20 protein-coding genes are annotated in these 19,902 nt (G+C 62.9%); 12 read left to right on the top strand and 8 right to left on the bottom strand.

Going from position 1 to position 19,902, the window contains the following annotated elements:
• The first annotated feature begins 9 nt into the window (after positions 1–9).
• A complete protein-coding gene (locus tag X751_RS139560) occupies positions 10–777 on the top strand; it encodes a class II aldolase and adducin N-terminal domain-containing protein (RefSeq protein WP_023745870.1) in 768 nt (255 codons plus the stop codon).
• A gap of 81 nt (positions 778–858) precedes the next feature.
• Here the strand turns inward: X751_RS139560 and X751_RS139565 are convergent, their stop codons facing one another.
• Entirely contained in the window at positions 859–1,491 is a 633-nt protein-coding gene (locus X751_RS139565) for an HAD family phosphatase (RefSeq protein ID WP_023745869.1), read from the bottom strand.
• A 220-nt stretch (positions 1,492–1,711) separates the two neighbouring features.
• Here X751_RS139565 and X751_RS139570 point away from each other — a divergent pair, with 220 nt between their 5' ends.
• Positions 1,712–2,671: a sugar-binding transcriptional regulator gene (locus tag X751_RS139570; RefSeq protein ID WP_023689163.1), complete on the top strand. Its 960-nt coding sequence runs from the start codon at positions 1,712–1,714 to the stop codon at positions 2,669–2,671.
• A gap of 37 nt (positions 2,672–2,708) precedes the next feature.
• Here X751_RS139570 and X751_RS139575 read toward each other — a convergent pair whose 3' ends face one another.
• Positions 2,709–2,894 carry a hypothetical protein gene (locus X751_RS139575; RefSeq protein WP_023745868.1) on the bottom strand — a complete coding sequence of 62 codons (186 nt, stop codon included), beginning with the start codon at positions 2,892–2,894 and terminating at the stop codon, positions 2,709–2,711.
• A 110-nt stretch (positions 2,895–3,004) separates the two neighbouring features.
• On the opposite strand from X751_RS139575, the gene X751_RS139580 reads away from it, so the two are divergent.
• From X751_RS139580 to X751_RS139625, 10 genes are all read left to right on the top strand, one after another.
• Positions 3,005–3,913, top strand: a complete 909-nt coding sequence (locus X751_RS139580) for a LysR substrate-binding domain-containing protein (protein WP_023671245.1) — start codon at positions 3,005–3,007, stop codon at positions 3,911–3,913.
• A gap of 172 nt (positions 3,914–4,085) precedes the next feature.
• The gene (locus tag X751_RS139585) at positions 4,086–4,367 is read left to right on the top strand and encodes a hypothetical protein (protein WP_023745867.1); all 282 of its coding nucleotides are present in this window, start codon (positions 4,086–4,088) and stop codon (positions 4,365–4,367) included.
• A gap of 223 nt (positions 4,368–4,590) precedes the next feature.
• On the top strand, positions 4,591–5,901 hold the full coding sequence (locus X751_RS139590) for a sugar ABC transporter substrate-binding protein (RefSeq protein WP_023745866.1): 1,311 nt from the start codon (positions 4,591–4,593) through the stop codon (positions 5,899–5,901).
• A 122-nt stretch (positions 5,902–6,023) separates the two neighbouring features.
• Positions 6,024–6,896: a sugar ABC transporter permease gene (locus X751_RS139595; RefSeq protein WP_023671249.1), complete on the top strand. Its 873-nt coding sequence runs from the start codon at positions 6,024–6,026 to the stop codon at positions 6,894–6,896.
• A gap of 11 nt (positions 6,897–6,907) precedes the next feature.
• A complete protein-coding gene (locus X751_RS139600) occupies positions 6,908–7,732 on the top strand; it encodes a carbohydrate ABC transporter permease (RefSeq protein WP_023671250.1) in 825 nt (274 codons plus the stop codon).
• 50 nt (positions 7,733–7,782) lie between these two features.
• Positions 7,783–8,787 (top strand): ABC transporter ATP-binding protein, encoded by a 1,005-nt coding sequence (locus tag X751_RS139605; protein ID WP_023689168.1) that lies wholly within the window; start codon positions 7,783–7,785, stop codon positions 8,785–8,787.
• Positions 8,784–9,554, top strand: coding sequence for an L-iditol 2-dehydrogenase (locus X751_RS139610; protein ID WP_023745865.1), 771 nt, complete (start codon positions 8,784–8,786; stop codon positions 9,552–9,554). Before X751_RS139605 ends, X751_RS139610 begins: the two co-directional genes overlap by 4 nt.
• Before the next feature lie 46 nt (positions 9,555–9,600).
• Positions 9,601–11,079, top strand: coding sequence for a mannitol dehydrogenase family protein (locus X751_RS139615; protein WP_023689169.1), 1,479 nt, complete (start codon positions 9,601–9,603; stop codon positions 11,077–11,079).
• Between the two features lie 11 nt (positions 11,080–11,090).
• Complete coding sequence (locus X751_RS139620; RefSeq protein WP_023745864.1) at positions 11,091–11,750, top strand: HAD family hydrolase; 660 nt, start codon at positions 11,091–11,093, stop codon at positions 11,748–11,750.
• Positions 11,751–11,884: 134 nt separating this feature from the next.
• Positions 11,885–13,471 carry an FGGY-family carbohydrate kinase gene (locus X751_RS139625; RefSeq protein WP_023700458.1) on the top strand — a complete coding sequence of 529 codons (1,587 nt, stop codon included), beginning with the start codon at positions 11,885–11,887 and terminating at the stop codon, positions 13,469–13,471.
• Positions 13,472–13,525: 54 nt separating this feature from the next.
• Here X751_RS139625 and ugpC read toward each other — a convergent pair whose 3' ends face one another.
• The 6 genes from ugpC to X751_RS139655 form a co-directional block, all read right to left on the bottom strand.
• Positions 13,526–14,620, bottom strand: coding sequence for a sn-glycerol-3-phosphate ABC transporter ATP-binding protein UgpC (gene ugpC / locus X751_RS139630; protein ID WP_023700457.1), 1,095 nt, complete (start codon positions 14,618–14,620; stop codon positions 13,526–13,528).
• Between the two features lie 2 nt (positions 14,621–14,622).
• Positions 14,623–15,669 carry an NAD(P)-dependent alcohol dehydrogenase gene (locus X751_RS139635; protein ID WP_023700456.1) on the bottom strand — a complete coding sequence of 349 codons (1,047 nt, stop codon included), beginning with the start codon at positions 15,667–15,669 and terminating at the stop codon, positions 14,623–14,625.
• Positions 15,670–15,684: 15 nt separating this feature from the next.
• Entirely contained in the window at positions 15,685–16,497 is an 813-nt protein-coding gene (locus X751_RS139640) for a carbohydrate ABC transporter permease (protein WP_023671259.1), read from the bottom strand.
• A gap of 11 nt (positions 16,498–16,508) precedes the next feature.
• Positions 16,509–17,375 (bottom strand): sugar ABC transporter permease, encoded by an 867-nt coding sequence (locus X751_RS139645; protein ID WP_023745863.1) that lies wholly within the window; start codon positions 17,373–17,375, stop codon positions 16,509–16,511.
• A gap of 97 nt (positions 17,376–17,472) precedes the next feature.
• The gene (locus X751_RS139650; RefSeq protein WP_023693095.1) at positions 17,473–18,744 is read right to left on the bottom strand and encodes a sugar ABC transporter substrate-binding protein; all 1,272 of its coding nucleotides are present in this window, start codon (positions 18,742–18,744) and stop codon (positions 17,473–17,475) included.
• 229 nt (positions 18,745–18,973) lie between these two features.
• Positions 18,974–19,891 carry an AraC family transcriptional regulator gene (locus X751_RS139655; RefSeq protein WP_023745862.1) on the bottom strand — a complete coding sequence of 306 codons (918 nt, stop codon included), beginning with the start codon at positions 19,889–19,891 and terminating at the stop codon, positions 18,974–18,976.
• Positions 19,892–19,902 lie beyond the last annotated feature (11 nt).

The following is a 19,902-nucleotide window of genomic DNA, read 5'->3' as shown; positions in this document are numbered from 1 at the left end:
GGATTTTTGATGAGCATCGCCCGTTTGCAGAAAGAGCCGCTGACCAACCTGCCCTACTATGAGGAGCGCGTCGATCTGGCCGCCGCCTTCCGCTGGACGGCGCGGCTCAACATGCATGAAGCCGTGGCCAACCACTTCTCGCTGTCGGTCAACGAGGACGGCAGCAAATTCCTGATGAACCCCAACCAGGTGCATTTCTCGCGCATCAAGGCGAGCGACCTTTTGCTGATCGACGCCAACGATCCCGAGACATTGTCCGGCCCGAATGCGCCCGACCCGACCGCCTGGGGTCTGCACGGCGCCATTCACCGCAACGTGCCGCATGCGCACTGCGCCATGCATGTGCATTCCATTCATGCCACTGTGCTTGCATCGCTGGCCGACTCGACTCTGCCGCCGATCGACCAGAACTCGGCCATGTTCTTCAACCGCCACGTCGTCGATGCCCATTATGGCGGGCTGGCCTTCGAGGAGGAAGGCGAGCGCTGCTCGCAACTGCTCACCGACCCGAAGGTCAAAGTGATGGTGATGGGCAATCACGGCGTCATGGTCATCGGCGACACCGTCGCCGACGCCTTCAACCGCATGTTCTATTTCGAGCGCGCCGCCGAAACCTACATCAAGGCTCTGTGGACCGGCCGTCCGCTGCGCACGCTGTCCGATGCCATTGCCGAAAAGGCCGCCGGCGAGATGGACGACTATCCCGGCCAGGCAGAGCGTCACCTTGCCGAGCTGAAGGCGATCCTCGACGAGGAAGAGCCGGTGTACCGGAGCTGAATGAGTTCACCCTTCTCCCCGTTCACGGGGAGAAGGTCCCGGCAGGGGGATGAAGGGCAGCGCCGACGTTCATAGGCTCACTCAGAGTCCCAACTGAGCCCGCAACTCTTCCGCACTGTTGATCACGACAGCGCCCTTGGGTCCTGCCATCGGCGCTTCCGGCCAGAAGATCGTCCGCATCCCCGCGGCCAGGCCTGATGTGGCGCCGGTAACGCTGTCGTCGACGGCCACCGCGTCTGAAGGATCGACGCCGGCCAGCCACGCGGCGCGCAGGAACGGTTCGGGATGCGGCTTGCCTTCGCGCACGTCGTTTCGGCTGATCGTGCGCATGCCGGGATAGATCAGCCCGACGGCGCTCAGATTTGCATCGACGATCACCCGGTCGGAATTGGACACCACCGCCTGCTGCACACCGAGCGCGCGCAATTCGTTATACACTTCGATCGCGCCGGGGCGCGGCTTCAGCGTCTCTGCCATCGGCATGTAGTGATCGTATTTGCGCACGATCCAGTCGTCGAAGGGCAGGTCGAGGCCGAACTCGCTGCGCAGCATCTCGTAGACCGGCGCGGCGGCGACGCCCAGCACCCGCTCATGCAGGTCGGCCGGCGGCGTGATACCGACGCTGCGCAGCGCCGCCACCAAGGCCGCCTCATGCAGCGGCTCGCTGTCGACCAGCGTGCCGTCCATATCCCAGAAAACCGCTTTCGGCGTCATGCGAGGCTCCTTTTGCCGATCCCCTTAAAGCGTTTGTATCAGGAGATAAACCGCCGAGCCCGTCCGCTGGCGATTTTCGCTTGGTTGGTTGCCGCGCGGCGGCCGGATCGAAGCAGCAAGCAATTGCCCTGCCGATAGACAATTGCGCGCCGACACATTCCCTGCAAGACTATGACGCTTCGCCTAAGGGCGGGCAAAGGGGCAGGGCTGGAGGCACATTTTGAATTCGCGGCAAGACGGCGGCAGCAGCAGGCTGGACGAGGCAGCGCGCGCCGGCTGGCTTTATTATGTTGCCGGCAACACCCAGGACCAGATCGCCGCCACGCTCGGCATTTCCCGGCAGACGGCGCAGCGGCTGGTGTCGCTGGCGGTGTCGGAGGGGCTGATCAAGGTTCGCGTCGATCACCCGATCGCCAATTGCCTTGATCTCGCAGCTAGACTGAAGTCACGCTTCGCGCTCGACCTCGTCGAAGTGGTGCCGAGCGATCCAACCTCATCCTCGACCACGATCGGCATTGCCGAGGCGGCTGCGGCCGAGATCGAGCGGCGGCTGCGGTCACCGACGCCCATCGTCTTGGCCATCGGCACCGGCCGCACGCTGAAGGCGGCGATCGAGCAATTGCCGCCGATGGAATGCTCGCAGCACAAGGTTGTGTCCTTGACCGGCAACATCTCGCCCGACGGTTCGGCCGCCTTCTACAACGTCATCTTCACCATGGCCGACCGGGTCAAGGCGCGCTCGTTCCCGATGCCGCTGCCGGTCATCGCCTCGTCGCCGGAAGAGCGCGAGATGCTGCTTGCCCAGCCGATGATCCAACCGACGCTGGCGCTGGCCGCGGAAGCCGACGTGACCTTTGTCGGCATCGGCGATCTCGGCCCGAAGGCGCCGCTCTACGAGGACGGTTTTATCTCGGAAAGCGAGTTGAAGGCGTTGCAAAAGGCTGGCGGCGTCGCCGAGATCGTCGGCTGGGTGTTCGATCGGGAAGGCCGCATGATCGAGGGCATCACCAACGACCGGGTATCGTCGGCAGCCTTGCCGTCACGCGAAAAGTCGCTGGTCATTGCGCTCGCCATGGGCGAGCGCAAATTGCCGGGCATCCTGGCCGCGGTGAACCGCCGGCTGGTCAATGGCCTCATCACCGACGAGCGGACCGCCACGGCCCTGCTCGACGGTGCCTGATTACCAATTAAGCAGCCCATCGATAAAATCCAACACGTTATTTGCAGCGCCCGGACGGGTCGTTGCCGTCGAGGAAGCCCATGTCGCGCTGCAAATGCGGCGACAGCTCCCGGACGTCGATGTAGCCGCGCCGGCGGTGCACAAGCAGGGAGAATTCATGCGCCAGCAGGGAAAACCAGCTCTGCGCCGGGGTGGAATGGAGTTTTTGCTGTACCGTGGTCATGATCTTCAGCCTCCGCTATGCTTGAACTTGATTGATCGTTGACACCAGATATCGGCCTGATTGGCTCTTGCCGCCAATCAAACGTCGATCACGACCCATAAGGAGGGCTTATGCCCGATCTCAAGGCACCACAGCTCGCCCAGTTGCCGCCGCTGCAGGCCATCAGGGTCTTCGAAGCCGTCGCGCGGCATCTCTCCTTCACCAAGGCCGCGCAGGAACTCGGCATGACGCAGGCCGCGGCCAGCTATCAGATCAAGCTTCTGGAAGAGCGCATCGGTTCGCCGCTGTTCCTGCGCCAGCCGCGCCAGATCGTGCTGACCGAACCCGGCCAGCGCCTGGCGCCCGCCGTCAGCGAGGCGTTCAGCCTGCTCTCAAGCGCCTACTCCGCCGCGCGTGGGGGCGCCGATGGTGTGCTGTGCGTCTCGACGCTGCTGACCTTTGCCTCGAACTGGCTGGCGCAGCATCTCGGCTCCTTCCAGGTCGCGCATCCGTCGCTGGCGGTGCGCGTCGATACCTCGAACAGGGTGATCGATTTTGCCCGCGAGGACATGGACATCGCTATCCGCTCCGGCAGCGGCAAGTGGCCTGGAGTGGAGACCCATCTTTTGTTCAAGGCCGATTTCACCCCGGTGCTGAGCCCGGCACTCGCTGCCACCATAGGTGGCGTCCACGAACCCGCCGACCTGTTCAAGCTGCCCATTCTCGATCCCGGCGACATCTGGTGGCGGGAATGGTTCGCCCTTGCCGGCGTCCCGGCGGACGAACTTGCCAGGCGCACCGGCACCAGCATGGGCGCGCAGGCCTATGAGGCGAACGCGGCCATCGCCGGCCATGGTGTTGCGATCCTGACCACCGCATTGTTCAAGACCGAGCTCGCCGCCGGCCGCCTGATCCAGCCCTTCGACCTGGTCGGCGACGACGGCCACGCCTATTGGCTGGTCTACCCGACGGCGCGTCGCAACGTGCCGAAGATAAAAGCCTTCCGGGACTGGATCCTGGCCGAGATCGCCTGCGCCTGAGGGCGAGCGATTCGCGGATTGATTTCCGAGATGCAAAGCGAGCCATGGATCCGCGACGAATGCTCGCTTTCGCGGACAAACAGCTGCGATCGGGCCACTCGGTTAACCAAGCTTGACAAAAACGCTGTCGATATCACTCGCCCGGCATAGGCTTGTGCTTGTGACGACCCAATTGAGCAGGATCAATCGTCTGCAGATTGAAACAGGGTCGATCAGCCGGCTGATGAAAGTCTATCGCGTCGAAGAAATCGAAAACAACACCGTGCGCACGACGCACGTGATCGAAGCATTTACGCCGTTTCAAGCTGCCGTGAAGGTAATCGGCCGGGAAGTTAGGCTGCGCAAGGACGAGCCCAGCTGGATCCAGGTGACGGAAGTGCTGACCAGAGCCAAGCAAACACGCGACGGCAGGGTTTTCGAATATTCCGTGGGAAGCTACCCGTCCCACGGCTGACGGGCTGGGCCCATGATTGGGTTGCGATGGGTCGGCATCAACCCGCTCTCACATCCCGTGCAAACAGCTTCCCAAATCCATTCAATATCCTCTACGCGCGCAATGTCGCACCTGCCCCGTGTGCTGCGCTGCAGCATCGAATCCGGCTTGACATAATTAACACCAAGTGAGTAATTGCCCATTACCAAGGCAAATGCTCATCTTGGTTCATGGGAGGAATTTGATGAAACTGCGCACGCTCACTTTGGGCTTGTTGTCGGCCAGCGCTTTCGCTTTTGCCGCACACGCCGAATCCATCACCATCGCCACGGTCAACAATGGCGACATGGTCCGCATGCAGAAGCTGACGGACGACTTCACCAAGGCGAACCCCGACATCCAGCTGAACTGGGTCACGCTCGAAGAGAACGTGCTGCGCGAGCGCGTCACCACCGACATCGCAACCAAGGGCGGTCAGTACGACGTCATGACCATCGGCACCTACGAAGTTCCGATCTGGGCCAAGCAGAACTGGCTGTTGCCGCTCGACAAGCTCGGCGACGACTATGACGCCAAGGACATCATCCCGGCCATCGCCGGCGGCCTGTCGGTCGACGGCAAGCTCTATGCAGCGCCCTTCTACGGCGAAAGCTCCTTCGTCATGTACCGCAAGGACCTGATCGAGAAGGCGGGGCTGAAGATGCCCGACGCCCCGACCTGGGACTTCATCAAGCAGGCGGCCGACAAGATGACCGACCGCGCCAATGGCGTGAACGGCGTATGCCTGCGCGGCAAGGCCGGCTGGGGCGAGAACACGGCGTTCCTGACGGCCATGTCCAACTCGTTTGGCGCCCGCTGGTTCGACGAGAACTGGAAGCCGCAGTTCGACCAGCCGGAATGGAAGAACACACTGCAGTTCTATGTCGACCTGATGAAGGCCGACGGTCCGGAAGGCGCTTCGTCCAACGGCTTCAACGAGAATCTGGCTCTGTTCCAGCAGGGCAAGTGCGGCATGTGGATCGACGCCACCGTGGCGGCGTCCTTCGTCTCGGATCCGAAGGCCTCGAAGGTGGCCGACAAGGTCGGTTATGCTTTGGCGCCGGACAATGGCCTCGGCAAGCGCGCCAACTGGCTCTGGGCATGGTCGCTGGCGATCCCCGCAGGCACGCAGAAGGCGGAATCCGCCCAGAAGTTCGTCTCATGGGCGACCAGCAAGCACTATGCGGAACTGGTCGCTTCCAAGGAAGGCTGGGCCAACGTTCCTCCGGGAACGCGTTCCTCGCTCTACGCCAATCCCGAGTACCAGAAGGCGGCCCCGTTCGCCAAGATGACGCTGGACTCGATCAATGCCGCCGATCCGGCGCATCCGACGGTCAAGCCGGTGCCCTATGTCGGTGTGCAGTTCGTCGCCATTCCTGAGTTCCAGGGCCTCGGCACAACCGTTGGCCAGCTGTTCTCGGCGGCGCTCGCCGGCCAGACCAGCGTAGACGACGCGCTCAAGCAGGCGCAGGACGCCGCCACGGCGACCATGACCGAAGGCGGTTATATCAAGTAAGGCTCCTCCCGGTGCCGAACGCCGGTCGCCTCCTGACCGGCGATGGCCGCCCGAGTCCCAGTTCGGGCGGCCGCTTTTTCCCCGCTGTGAAAATTCAGTCCGACTAGTGAAGGGTGACCGTCATGGCTACTCAGCAGACCCGTTCGCTTGCCCGCTTTATGTTGGCGCCATCCGTGGTGCTGCTGTTCGTCTGGATGATCGTGCCGCTGGCACTCACGATCTGGTTCTCCTTCCAGCAGTACAATCCGCTCAATCCGATCCGCGACGGGTTTGTCTGGTTCTCGAATTACTCGCTGTTCTATTCCAACCCGGCATTCCTGCAGTCGATCCTCAACACGCTGGTCCTGGTGGGCAGCGTGCTGCTGATCACCGTCATCGGAGGCATCATGCTGGCGCTGTTGATCGATCAGCCGATGTGGGGACAGGGGATCGTCCGCATCCTCGTCATCTCTCCGTTCTTCGTCATGCCGCCGGTGGCTGCACTTGTCTGGAAGAACATGATCATGCACCCGCAATACGGCGTCTTTGCCGACATTGCGCGCTTCTTCGGGGCTCAACCGATCGACTGGTTCGGGCAGCATCCGATGCTGGCCATCATCATCATCGTCGCCTGGCAATGGCTTCCCTTCGCCACGCTGATCCTGCTGACCGCATTGCAGTCGCTCGACGGCGAGCAGAAGGAAGCCGCCGAGATGGACGGCGCCGGCTTCGTCAGCCGCTTCATCTATCTGACGCTGCCGCACATGTCGCGCGCCATCACCGTCGTCATCCTGATCCAGACCATCTTCCTGCTGTCGGTCTATGCCGAGATCCTGGTCACCACCAATGGCGGACCCGGCTATGCCTCCACCAACCTGCCCTTCCTCGTCTACCAGAAGGCATTGCTGGAGTTCAAAATCGGCCAGGCATCGGCCGGCGGTGTCATCGCCGTCATTCTCGCCAACATCGTCGCCTTCTTCGCCATGCGCGCGGTGGGCAAGAACCTGGACAAGTAAGGGAGGATACGATGGCACGTGCAGTCACCACCCAACACAAGGTCATTGCGACAGGCGCCGCCTGGATCGTCGCGCTGCTGATCTTCTTCCCGATCCTCTACACGATCATCACCTCGTTCAAGTCGGAGCAGGAGGCCATCCAGGGCTTCGCGCTGATCCCGTCGGGGACGTTCGAGAGCTATACCGAGGTCCAGGCGCAGAGCGGCTACTTCAAGTTCTTCTTCAACTCGGTGCTGCTCTCGGTCGGCTCGACCATCCTGGCCCTGATAGTCGCGGTTCCGGCCGCCTGGTCGATGGCCTTCTCGCCGGGCAAGTGGACCAAGGACATCCTGATGTGGATGCTCTCGACCAAGATGATGCCGGCGGTTGCCGTGCTGTTCCCGATCTACCTCATCTTCCGCGATGCCGGACTGCTCGACAGCCGCATCGGCCTGATGATCATGCTGATGCTGATCAACCTGCCCATCGTGATCTGGATGCTCTACACCTACTTCCGCGAAATCCCCGGCGAGATCCTGGAAGCGGCACGCATGGACGGCGCCACCTTGTGGGGCGAGATCGTCTATGTGCTGACCCCCATGGCCGTGCCGGGCATCGCATCGACCATGCTGCTCAACATCATCCTGGCGTGGAACGAAGCCTTCTGGACCATCCGCCTGACCACCACCGAGGCGGCGCCGCTGACGGCCTTCATCAGTTCGTTCTCGAGCCCGCAAGGCCTGTTCTGGGCCAAGCTTTCGGCGGCCTCGACGCTGGCCATCGCCCCCATCCTGATCATGGGCTGGTTCAGCCAGAAGCAGCTGGTGCGCGGCCTGACATTCGGCGCGGTAAAATAACGGACGTTGCCTGAAGCAATCCGGCCAAATAACCCCTCGGGGAGGAAACCATGGGAAACATCACGCTCAAGAACGTCTCCAAGCATTTCGGATCGACGGTCATCATTCCAGGCCTCGACCTCGTCATCGAGAATGGCGAGTTCGTCGTCTTCGTCGGGCCGTCGGGTTGCGGCAAGTCCACGTTGCTGCGCCTCATTGCCGGGCTCGAGGACACCAGCGGGGGCACCATCAACATCGATGGCCGTGACGTCACCGGCGAGGCGCCGGCCAAGCGCAAGCTGGCCATGGTATTCCAGTCCTATGCGCTCTATCCGCATATGACGGTGGCCAAGAACATCGGCTTCCCGCTGAAGATGGCGGGCGAGGATGTGGCGACGATCGACAAGAAGGTGAAGGACGCAGCCCGGGTCCTCAACCTCACCAACTATCTCGAACGCCGGCCCGGCCAGCTCTCCGGCGGCCAGCGGCAACGCGTCGCCATCGGCCGCGCCATCGTGCGCCAGCCCTCGGCCTTCCTGTTCGACGAGCCGCTGTCCAACCTCGATGCCGCACTGCGCGGCACCATGCGGCTCGAAATCAGCGAGCTCCACCATCAGCTCAAGACGACGATGGTCTACGTCACCCACGACCAGATCGAAGCCATGACCATGGCCGACAAGATCGTCGTGCTCAACGCCGGCAACATCGAACAGGTCGGCTCGCCGATGGAACTCTACAAGTCGCCGAAGAACCTATTCGTGGCGGGCTTCATCGGTTCGCCGAAAATGAACCTGATCGAAGGTGCGCCGGCGGCCAAATACAACGCCAAGACCATCGGCATTCGTCCTGAGCATATGGGGATATCGACCACAGCGGGTGACTGGAAAGCCCTCGTCGGCGTCGCCGAGCATCTGGGCTCCGACACCTTCCTGCATGTCCAGGCCGACGGCGTCGGTCCGCTGACGGTACGCGCCGATGGCGAACTGGCCGTACGCCACGGCGACACCATCTATTTGACGCCGGACAAGGTCCGCATGCATCGCTTCGGCCCCGATGGAAAGGCGCTGACGCAGTGAGACTGAAAGGCAAATCGGCGCTGATCACCGGATCCGCGCGCGGCATCGGCAGGGCTTTTGCCGAAGCCTACACCCGCGAGGGCGCCACGGTGGCCATTGCCGATATCAATCTGGCGGCTGCCGAAAAGACGGTCGCCGAGATTGGCGCCAACGCCTATCCGGTCAGGCTCGACGTCAGCGACCTCGCTTCGATCCAGGCGGCGGTCAATGCGGTCGAAACAAAGACCGGCGGCCTCGACATACTGATCAACAACGCTGCTTTGTTCGACCTGGCGCCGATCGTCGAGATCACCAAAGCAAGCTACGACAAATTGTTCTCCGTCAACGTCGCCGGCACCTTGTTCATGCTGCAGGCAGCGGCGCGTTCGATGATCGCAAGGGGCAAGGGCGGCAAGATCATCAACATCGCCAGCCAGGCAGGACGCCGCGGCGAGCCGCTGGTCGCCGTCTATTGCGCCACCAAGGCCGCGGTGATTTCGCTGACCCAGTCCGCCGGGCTCGATCTGATCAAGCACCGCATCAACGTCAATGGCATCGCGCCCGGCGTCGTCGACAGCGATATGTGGGATGAGGTCGATGCGCTGTTCGCCAAATATGAGAACCGGCCGAAAGGCGAGAAGAGGCGGCTGGTCGGTGAGGGCGTGCCCTATGGCCGCATGGGCAAGCCGGAGGACCTGACCGGCATGGCGGTCTTCCTGGCCAGCGACGACGCCGAATACATCGTCGCCCAGACCTACAATGTCGATGGCGGCCAATGGATGAGTTGATGGGCCGGGATCACGAAGGCCGCAGCCCGGCCAAAAGGGTAGAAAAATGACCGTGAAACTCTCCTCCTCGATCCTCTCGGAACTCCCCGCCAAGGTCGCCGGTCCCAGATATGATCGCTCCAGGCTCAAACCCGGTATCGTCCATTTCGGCGTCGGCAATTTCCATCGGTCGCATCAGGCGGTCTACCTCGACGATCTCTTCAATGCAGGCATCGGCCATGACTGGGCGCTGGTCGGCGCCGGGGTCTTCGAGGGCGAAAAAATCGGTCGTTCCAAGCTGCAGGAGCAGGACTGGCTGACCACCGTGGTCGAGCAGGATTCCGACCATATGAGCGCCCGCGTCACCGGCGTCATGATCGATTTCCTGACGCCCGGCGATGCGGATGCGATCATCGACCAGCTCGCCGATCCGGCGATCAAGATCGTCTCGCTGACCATCACCGAAGGCGGGTATTTCATCGATCCGGCCTCGGGAAAGTTCAACCCGACCCATCCTGATATCGTTGCCGACGCGCAGGCAGGTACGACGCCGAAGACGGTGTTCGGCCTCATCCTGGCCGGGCTGATGCGCCGCCGGGCCGACGGCATCGTGCCGTTCACCGTCATGTCCTGCGACAACATCCCTCACAATGGCCATGTCACCTCGGATGGCGTCATCGGCCTCGCCCGGCTGATCGACGAGGATCTGGCAAACTGGGTCAGCGACAATGTCGCCTTTCCCAACGGCATGGTCGACCGCATCACCCCCGCCACCTCCGACCGCGAGCGCGGCATTCTCGCCACCGAGTTCGGCCTCGAGGACAACTGGCCGGTGTTCTGCGAGCCGTTCAAGCAATGGGTGCTGGAAGACCGTTTCACCGACGGCCGCCCGCCGCTGGAAAAGGTCGGTGTGCAATTCGTGAGGGATGTCGCGCCCTATGAGCTGATGAAGATCCGCATCCTCAATGGCGGTCATGCCACGATCGCTTATCCCGCAGGGTTGATGGACATCCATTTCGTCCATGAGGCGATGCAGGAGCCGCTGGTGCGCGGCTTCCTCGCCAAGCTCGAGCATGACGAGATCATCCCGACCGTGCCGCCGGTGCCGGACACCGTGCTGGAGGATTATTACCAGCTCATCGAGCACCGCTTTTCCAACCCGAAGATCGGCGACACCATCCGCCGGCTTTGCCTCGACGGTTCCAACCGGCAGCCGAAATTCATCATCCCGACCATCGCCGACCGGCTGAAAGCCGGGAAGAGCGTTGCGGGTCTCGCGCTGGAATCGGCGCTGTGGTGCCGCTATTGCTTCGGCACCACCGACAGCGGCGCCGACATCGAAGCCAACGATCCCAGCTGGGACCGGCTGCAGGCAACCGCCAAGGCGGCGAAGGATGCGCCCGGCGCCTGGCTTGCGATGGAGGACATCTATGGCGATGTCGGCCGCTCGGCGGCGTTCGCCGAGGCCTTTGCCCATGCGCTCAACGTCTTGTGGGCGAATGGCACGCGCGCGACGCTGACGCGCTACATCTCCGGCAAGCTCTGACGCCAGCCGCAATGACGCCCGAACTGGTCATCTTCGACTGTGACGGCGTGCTGGTCGACAGCGAGGCGCTGTCGGTTTCGGCTCTGCTCGGCATGATCTCTGCCGCCGGGGGCTCGGTCAGCGAGGATGCGGCCTACGAGCATTTCCTCGGCAAGAGCATGAAGAGCGTGCGCGAGATACTTCTTCGCGATTTCACCATCGACATCACCGACGTGCACCTGACCGATATGCGCGTCGAGCTGATGCGCAAATTCCGCGAGGAGCTGAAGCCGATTCCCGGCATCAGCGACATCCTGCCGAAGCTGGGCGTGCCCTGCTGCGTCGCTTCCTCCGGCACGCTCGACCGCATTCGCTATGCGCTCGACGTTACCGGCCTGCTCGGCCTGCTCGAGCCCCATCTGTTCAGCGCTGCCATGGTCGCGCGCGGCAAGCCGGCGCCGGATCTTTTTCTCCATGCCGCCGCTGCTATGCGCGCGCATCCCGGTAATTGCATCGTAATCGAGGACAGCCCTGCCGGCATCGCGGCGGCGCGTGCGGCCGGTATGCGCGTCTTTGCTTTCACCGGCGGTTCGCACGCCGGCAACCCGGCCTTGAAAGCGCGGCTTGCGTCGAGTGAACCGGACTTTATATTCGCGGACATGCTGCAATTGCCCGATCTGATTGCAGGCTAGAGCATGATGCCGAAAAGTGTGAAGCGGTTTTCGGACGACATCATGCTCTACTTCTTTGATTTAGAGACGGATTCAGATTTCAGGTCGAACAGACCTGAAATCATCCGGCTCTAGGGAGCGAGAGTAAAAGCATCTTGACGAAAAGCTTCGTTTGCGCGGTCGATGTCGGCACCGGGAGCGCCCGCGCGGGCATTCTCGACACGTCAGGCACCTTGCTCGGCCGCGCCGAGCATCCGATCGTCATGAACCAGCCGCAGGCCGATCACGCCGAGCACAATTCGCAGGATATCTGGTCGGCTGTGTGCATCGCGGTGCGTGCCGCGCGCGAAAAGGCCGGTGTGTCAGCCGACGATATTGTCGGCATGTCGTTCGACGCCACCTGCTCGCTGGTGGTGCTGGACAGGAATGCCGGCCAGCTCAGCGTCTCGGTGACGGGCGAACGGCGCTGGGACACCATCGTCTGGCTCGACCATCGCGCCATCGCCGAGGCAGATGAATGCACCGATAGCGGCCACGCCGTACTCGACTATATCGGTGGCGTCATGTCGCCGGAAATGGCGACGCCGAAGCTGATGTGGCTGAAGCGCAATCTGCCGGGAACTTGGCATGAAGCCGGCTACCTATTCGACCTCACCGATTTCCTGACCTGGAAGGCGACCGGGTCGCTGGCGCGCTCGCAATGCACGCTGACCGCCAAATGGACCTATCTGGCGCATGAGGAAACCGGCTGGCGCCGTGACTTCTTCGACAGGGTCGGGCTTGGCGATCTGTTCGAACACGGCAGCCTGCCGGAGAAGGCAAGTGCTGTCGGCGCAGACATCGGCACGCTCACCCCTGAAGCGGCGGCGGAGTTGGGCTTGAGCGAAAACTGTCGGGTCGGCGCCGGCGTCATCGATGCCTATGCCGGCGCGCTTGGCGTGCTCGGCGGCTTTGCTGGCGACGAGCAGAATATCGGCCGCCATCTGGCATTGATCGCCGGCACCTCGTCCTGCGTCATGGCGATGTCGCCCGACCCGCAGCCTTTCGCCGGCGTCTGGGGTCCATACTATGGCGCCGCACTGCCAAAACTCTGGCTGTCGGAAGGCGGCCAGTCGGCGACCGGTGCGCTGCTCGACCATATCATCCGCTGGCACGGCGCCGGCGGCGAGCCGGACGCGGCCATGCATGCAAAAATCGCCAGGCGCGTCGCCGAACTGCGCAGCACCGAAGGTGACAAGCTGGCGGCAAGGCTGCATGTGCTGCCGGATTTCCATGGCAACCGCTCGCCGCTTGCCGATCCGCATGCGGTCGGTGTGGTCAGCGGGCTGACGCTGGATTCCTCCTTCGACAGTCTGTGCAAGCTGTATTGGCGCACCGCCGTCGGCATCGCGCTCGGCGTGCGCCATGTGCTGGAGGCGCTGAACGAGAACGGCTATCTCATAGACACGCTGCATGTCACCGGCGGCCACACCAAGAACCCGTTGCTGATGGAGCTCTATGCCGACGCCACCGGCTGCGCGGTGATCGAGCCGCTGGCCGACGAAGCCGTTCTGCTCGGCACCGGCATGGTCGCCGCCACTGCCGCTGGCCTGTTCCCGGACCTGAATGCCGCCTGCGTCGCCATGCAGCAAGGCGGCAGGGCGCGCACCTCGAACCCGACCGCGTCAGGCCGCTTCGACCGCGACTACAGGATCTTCCTCGAAATGCACCGCCAGCGGCAGGCGCTCGACGCCATCAACTAGAGCAATTCCAGGAAAAGCGCGAAACGGTTTTCCGTCCGGAATTGCGTACCAAATCTAGGCCTCCTCTCGCCGGCGCAAGGATGCGCCGGTCGCCGCGTCGAACAGATGCACGCTCTCCTCCTCGAATGTGTAGCGCACAGGCGCGCGCAACGCCGGGCATTCGCGGGCCGATACCAACGCGCCGACCTCCTTGCCGCCGCAGGCGAACGTCACCAGCGCGTCATTGCCGTGGAACTCGATGAGGTCGGCGGTGCCTTGCAGAAGATTGATGCTCTGAGCACCGGCGGTCTTCAGGTCCGGCGGTCGGATTCCAAGCACGGCGCGATGGACGCCGCGCAGATCGAAGCCCAGGCCTTCTATGAAGAAGGTCGAGCCGCCGCCTGTCAGCGTCCAGCGTTCGTCCTTCCGCCCGACGGCCACGTCGATGAAATTCATGTTCGGCGTACCGATGAAGCCGGCGACGAACAGATTGCCCGGCTGGCGATAGATCTCGGCCGGCGAGCCGATCTGTTCGATGACGCCATCCCTGAGCAGCACTATCCGGTCGGCCAGCGTCATCGCTTCGAGCTGGTCGTGGGTGACATAGACGGTAGTGGTCTTCAGCGACTGGTGCAGGCGGGCGATTTCGACCCGCATATGGTTGCGAAGTTTGGCGTCGAGATTCGACAGCGGCTCGTCGAACAGGAACACTTTCGGCGTCTTGATCATGGCGCGCGCAATCGCCACGCGCTGCTGCTGGCCGCCGGAAAGTTCGGTCGGCTTGCGGGCGAGGTAAGGTTCGAGGCCGAGCGTCGTTGCCACCGCCTCGACCCGCTTCCGGATCTCGGCCGGGGGCACTTTCTGTCGCTTGAGCCCAAAGGCGATATTGTCGAAGATCGTCATATGCGGGTAGAGCGCATAGTTCTGGAAAACCATGGCAATGCCGCGCTCGCCGGGCTCGAGATCGTTGACCACTTTGCCGCCGATCGACACTTCCCCGCCGCTGATATCCTCCAGTCCGGCCAGCATCCTGAGCAAGGTCGACTTGCCGCAGCCGGACGGGCCGAGGAATACGACGAATTCGTGCTCCTCGATCGAGAGATTGAGGTCTCGGATGACGGTAGTGGCGCCGTAAGCCTTGTCGACATGGGAGCAAACGATCGCGGACATGGTCAGCCCTTCTCGCCGGTAAGAAGGATTTGCAGCTTGACGTCTTGCGGCTTGCCTTGCGCCGCCCGCTCGAAGGCCTCGATGCTGTCCGAGAAATCATAAGTGCCGGTGATCAGCGGCTTGAGGTCGACCTTCCCCGAGGCGATCAGCTGCAGCGCGCGGTCGAAGATGTTGGCGTAACGGAACACCGTCTCGATGCGCACTTCCTTGGAGATCGCCGCCGGAACGTTGAGGCTGACCGGTTCGACCGGCAGTCCGACCAGCACCACCGCGCCGCCCGGCCGCACGACATCGAACAGGTCGGAGAATGCCTTCGGGCTGCCGCTCGCCTCGAACACGATATCCGCGCCCCAATTGTCGGTCGCGGCGGAGACTGCGTCGACCAGCGATTGCTCACCTATATTGACCGGCACGATGCCGGGATATTGCGCGGCAATCTTGAGCTTGGGTGCGGAAAAATCGGAGATCAGCACCTTCGAGCAGCCGCCGGCCAGCGCCGCCAGCGCGATCATGATGCCGATCGGGCCGCAGCCGACGACGACGGCGACGTCGCCAGGCACGATGCGGGCGCGGCGCGCCGCCTGCATGCCGATGGCAAAGGGTTCGACCATCGCGCCTTCGGCGAAGGTGACATTGTCCGGCAGTCTGTAGGTGAAGGCGGCCGGGTGCACGGCATAGGGCGCCAGCACGCCATGCACAGGCGGCGTCGCCCAGAAGGAGACGTCAGGGTCGACATTGTAGATGCCGAGCCTGGTCGCGCGCGACGACAGGTTCGGCACGCCCGGCTCCATGCAGACGCGGTCGCCGACCTTCAGCGTGCCGACATTGGCGCCGATCTCGACGATCGTTCCCGCGGCTTCGTGGCCGAGCACCATCGGGGCCCGCACGACATAGCTGCCGATGGCGCCATGGGTGTAATAGTGCACGTCGCTGCCGCAGACGCCGACCGTGTGGATGGCGATCTTGACATCGCCCGGTCCGACGTCGAGCGGCAGCGCGATCTCGCGCAGCGACAGTTCGCCTTTTTTCTCAAGCACCAGTGCCCGCATAGGTAAGTCCTCGCATCAAGTCTTTTTTTGCCGGAAAACGGAATTCAGGAAGCCGCTGAGCACGCCGAGGAACAGCAGCGGCGGTAGCGACAACAGCACGACCGAGGCGTTGAGGATTCCCCACGGCACGTTCATGCCTTGCTGTGAAAGTTCGGAAGCGACGATCGGCAATGTCTTGGCGTTGGAACTGGACAGCATCAGCGCGATCAGGAATTCGTTCCACACCAGCACGAAGCTGAAGGCGACGGCGCCGATCAGCGAGCGCGCCGCTACCGGCAGCGCAATGCGCCAGAACACCGAGTAAGCGCCGTAGCCGTCGACGAAAGCGGCTTCCTCGATTTCCTTCGGCACGGCCTGGAAGGCGGGAATGGCGAGCCACATGATCACCGAGATGGTGAGCAGCGAATAGGTGACGATCAGCGCCGGCAAGGTGTCGTAGAGCCCGATCTGCAGCCAGATCACCATCAGCGGAATGGCGACTGCCACCGGGGGCAGGAAGCGCAGCGACAACACGAAGAACTGGATGTCGCCAGCGAAGCGATTGGGATAGCGCGCCACCGCATAGGCTGCCGGAAGGCCGAGCATGACGCCGATCAGCACGGCGACGCCGCAGGAAATGACCGAGTTATAGAGACCGGTCATTACGCTGTCGCGGCCGATGATGTAGCTGATATTGTCGAAGGTCGGGGTAAACACCAGGCGCGGCACGCGGGTGATGATGTCGACATTGTTCTTCAGCGAATTGACCGCCGTCCAGGCGAGCGGAAACACCGCCATGAAGCCGGCGAAGGCCAGGATGATCTTGCCGATAAGGCGGCCCGGTCTCATGCGATACGGCCTCATGCCTGCACCCGCTTCCACAGCATGGTGAAGGTGATGACAGTCGCGATCATCATCAGCACCGCCATGGCCGAGGCATAGGACACCTTGCCGGATTCGATGAAGCCTTGCGAGAAGGCGTACATGTCGAGCGTCTCGGTCGCCACGCCCGGCCCGCCGCGCGTCATCACATAAATCAGGTCGAAGGAGCGCAGCGATTCGATCATCTTGACGAACATCAGGCTGATCAGCGGCGCCTTCAGCATAGGCAAGGTCACATAGGCATGGATCTGCCAGCGTTGGGCGTGGTCGAGCCGCGCCGCTTCGATCGGCTGCGGCGGCAAGGTCTCCAGAAGCTTCAGCACGATGACCGCGAAGAACAGTCCCCACTGCCAGACATCGACCGAGGCGACGGCAAACAGGGCCGTCGACGGCTTCGACAGCGGGTCGAAGATCAGCCCGCCGGTGATCAGCCTGTAGGGATAGGTGGCGATGCCGTAGAGCGGATGATAGGCAAACTTCCACACGAAGGCCGCCGAGACACGCGGCAACAGCACCGGGATGATGAACAGCAGGCAGTAGATGTTGCGCAGCCGCGGCGACGCTACTTCGAACATCAGCACGCCGAGCCCGATCGCCACCATCATCGTCGCCACCACGGTGACGATTTCCCACTTCACCGAAACCCAGACCGCGTTGAGGAAACGCCGGTCGGCGAACAGGTCGATGAAGTTCGACAGCCAGACCCAGGAATAGTCCGACGAGCTCAGCTCGCGGTTCTGCAGCGCAATGACGATGGCGTACAGCGTCGGCACCATCGACAGCACCAGAAGAATGGCGAGCGTCGGAACCAGAAACGTCACGGGCAGGGAAGAGCGTCGGCGCATTGCCTATCCTCGGGCTGTGCCCTTTTGGAGAGACCCGCGGCGCACAGGTCCCGGCATCCGGTCGAATGCCGTGGACCGCGCGCCGCGGGCGGGAGGATTACTTCTTCTTCACCAGCTCGTTGGCGTAGGCCTCGAGTTCGTCGAGGCCGCCCTTGACGTCGGTGCGCGTGCCGGTGACCAGCTCTTCCAGGATGATGCCCCAGCGGTCGCCGAGATCCGGCCAGCGCGGATCCTGCCAGAAGTTCACCGCCGTCACCTTGCCGGTATCGGCAAGCGCCTGGCCGAGATCGGCGCCATAGATGTCGGCGAACTCCTTGCTGGACAGCACGCTGGTGCGGTTGAGCTCGCCGAATTGGTGCGCGTCGAGCCGGCGCTTCTCGTTCTCTTTCGACGTCGCCCAGGCGATGAACAGGCCGGCGCATTGCTTCGCGGCGTCATCGGCATTGGCCTTGGCGGCGATGGCGAGGCCGTGGCCGTAGCCGCCGCCGGTCAGTGGCGAGGGCGGCGGCAGGAAGCCGATCTTGCCGACCACTTGCGAGGTCTTCGGGTCGACCGCCATGCCCGACAGTGGCGTCGATTCGACCAAGATGGCAACCTGGCCCGACAGGAAGGCGCCGGTCGATTCATCCCAGCTGCCGGTCTGCGTGCCGGGCGCTGAATCCTTGAACAGTTTAAGATAGGTCTCGGTCGCTTTGACCGCGGCCTCGGAGTTGAAAGCCGGCTTGTCACCGTCGAACCATTTTCCGCCATAGGCCTTGAAGAACGGCATCCAGCGCCAGACATTGGCGCCCGAGCCACGCGCGCCGCGCAGCGCGATGCCGTACATGCCCTTGTCGGGATCGGTCAGCTTCGGCACGTCGGCGATCAACTCGTCCAGCGTCTTCGGCGGCTGGATGCCGGCGGCTTCCAGAATGTCCTTGCGGTAGACCATCAGGTCGCCGCCGCCGGTCAGCGGCGCGAACCACACCTTGCCGTCATAGGTGGCGACCTTCTGCCGGCCCGGGTCGAAATCGGCGTAGTCGTAGTCAGCCGGGTAATAGTCGGTGAGCGGCACGATCCATTTCGACGAGGCGAACAGCGCGACATTGGCTTCGTCGACATAGTAGACGTTGTAGTTGCCGACCGTGGACGCATCGGCGCGCGACTTTGCCCGGCGGTCGTTCTCGTTGAGATAGTCGATCTGGAAGCTGGCGCCGGCCAGTTTCTGGAACTCGTCCTTGGACGCTTCCAGCAGCGTCAGCCCGTCACGCGGTTGCGCCAGCACCTTGACCGGCGCCGAGCAGACCGGCGCCGCCAGCGCCATGGTCGAGAGGGTCGTGGTAAGCATGAAAGCTGCGCTTATGCTCGCAGCGAGCCGAATTGGTTTCATTGATTTACTCCTCCAGGAACAGTCGCAGGAAGCGGAAGTCTTCGGTTGCGCGATCCTCGCCATCGCCCGAGCGACAAGCCGCCCATCGCCAAAATGAGGAGTTGCTAAAGGCCGCGCTAGAAGCCCCGTTGCAGCAGACCTGTACTTTTATGCATTGTGCGCTGCAAAATCCGGCCCGCCTGCACAGCCTCTGTCACATGAGTACCGATGGAGTGAGGAAGGCCGGTTTTCAGGCGCGCATCGTCATCCGCTGCTTCGACAGCTTGCGGTAAGATGTTGGCGTCATCCGGTGCTTGCGCAGGAAGGCGCGGTTGAAGTTGGCGATGTTCATGTAGCCGACCTGGAAGCAGATGTCGGTGATCGGAATATCGGTGTCCGCCAGCAGCTTGCAGGCTTGCCAGAGCCGGAGCTTGGCGATGTGGTCGCTGAAACTGTTGCCGGTGTTTTTCTGGAAGAAGCGCGAAAACGTGCTTTCGCTCATCCCCGCCAGCTCCGCCGCCTCCGGCAGCTTCAGGTCCTCGGCGAAGTGCTGGAAGAGATAGGTCAGCGTGCGCTGGATGATGTCCAGCGAGGTTGCGTCGAGCGCGGGTGAGAAATCCGGCGAGGACAAAAGCTCGTATTCGTCTGTCCTGGCCAGCAGATCGACCAGTTCGAGGAAGAGGCAAAACCGGGCGAGCCCGTGCACGGTGCCCATCCTTTCCATCAGCGCAGCGCCGTCGAGCGCGGCGCGGCCATGGAAGACGATGCCGCGCAGCGATCGCTCCAGGAACGGTTCTAGTTCGCGCAGCTCCGGCAGCAGTCCCGCCGAGCCGCGCAGCCGCTGCGGATCGAATTGCAGCACGATGTCGCGTCCTTCGATCAGCTCGCCGGGTTGCACCGATGTCACCCAGTCATGCGGCAGCCCGCCGCCGACGATGCTCAGGTAGCCCGGCCCGAATTCGCCGATGTGATCGCCGACCAGCGCGACCCCGGAAGACTTCCTCAGGAGATGGATCTCGTATTCCGGATGAAAATTCCAGACATTGCGCTCCCAGGGATAGTCGTCGAGCCGCCACAGGAAACTGTCGCTCGCCTCGGTGACGATGTGCTCGAAAGCCGGCACCGTGCGAGGGATCGCGGCCGTGTTCTTTCTGCGCCTGAATGCCATCGTCTGCTCTC

The sequence above is a fragment of the Mesorhizobium sp. LNJC394B00 genome (assembly GCF_000502555.1).
Taxonomy (GTDB): Bacteria; Pseudomonadota; Alphaproteobacteria; order Rhizobiales; family Rhizobiaceae; genus Mesorhizobium.
This window is presented reverse-complemented; position numbering and strand designations above follow the sequence as displayed.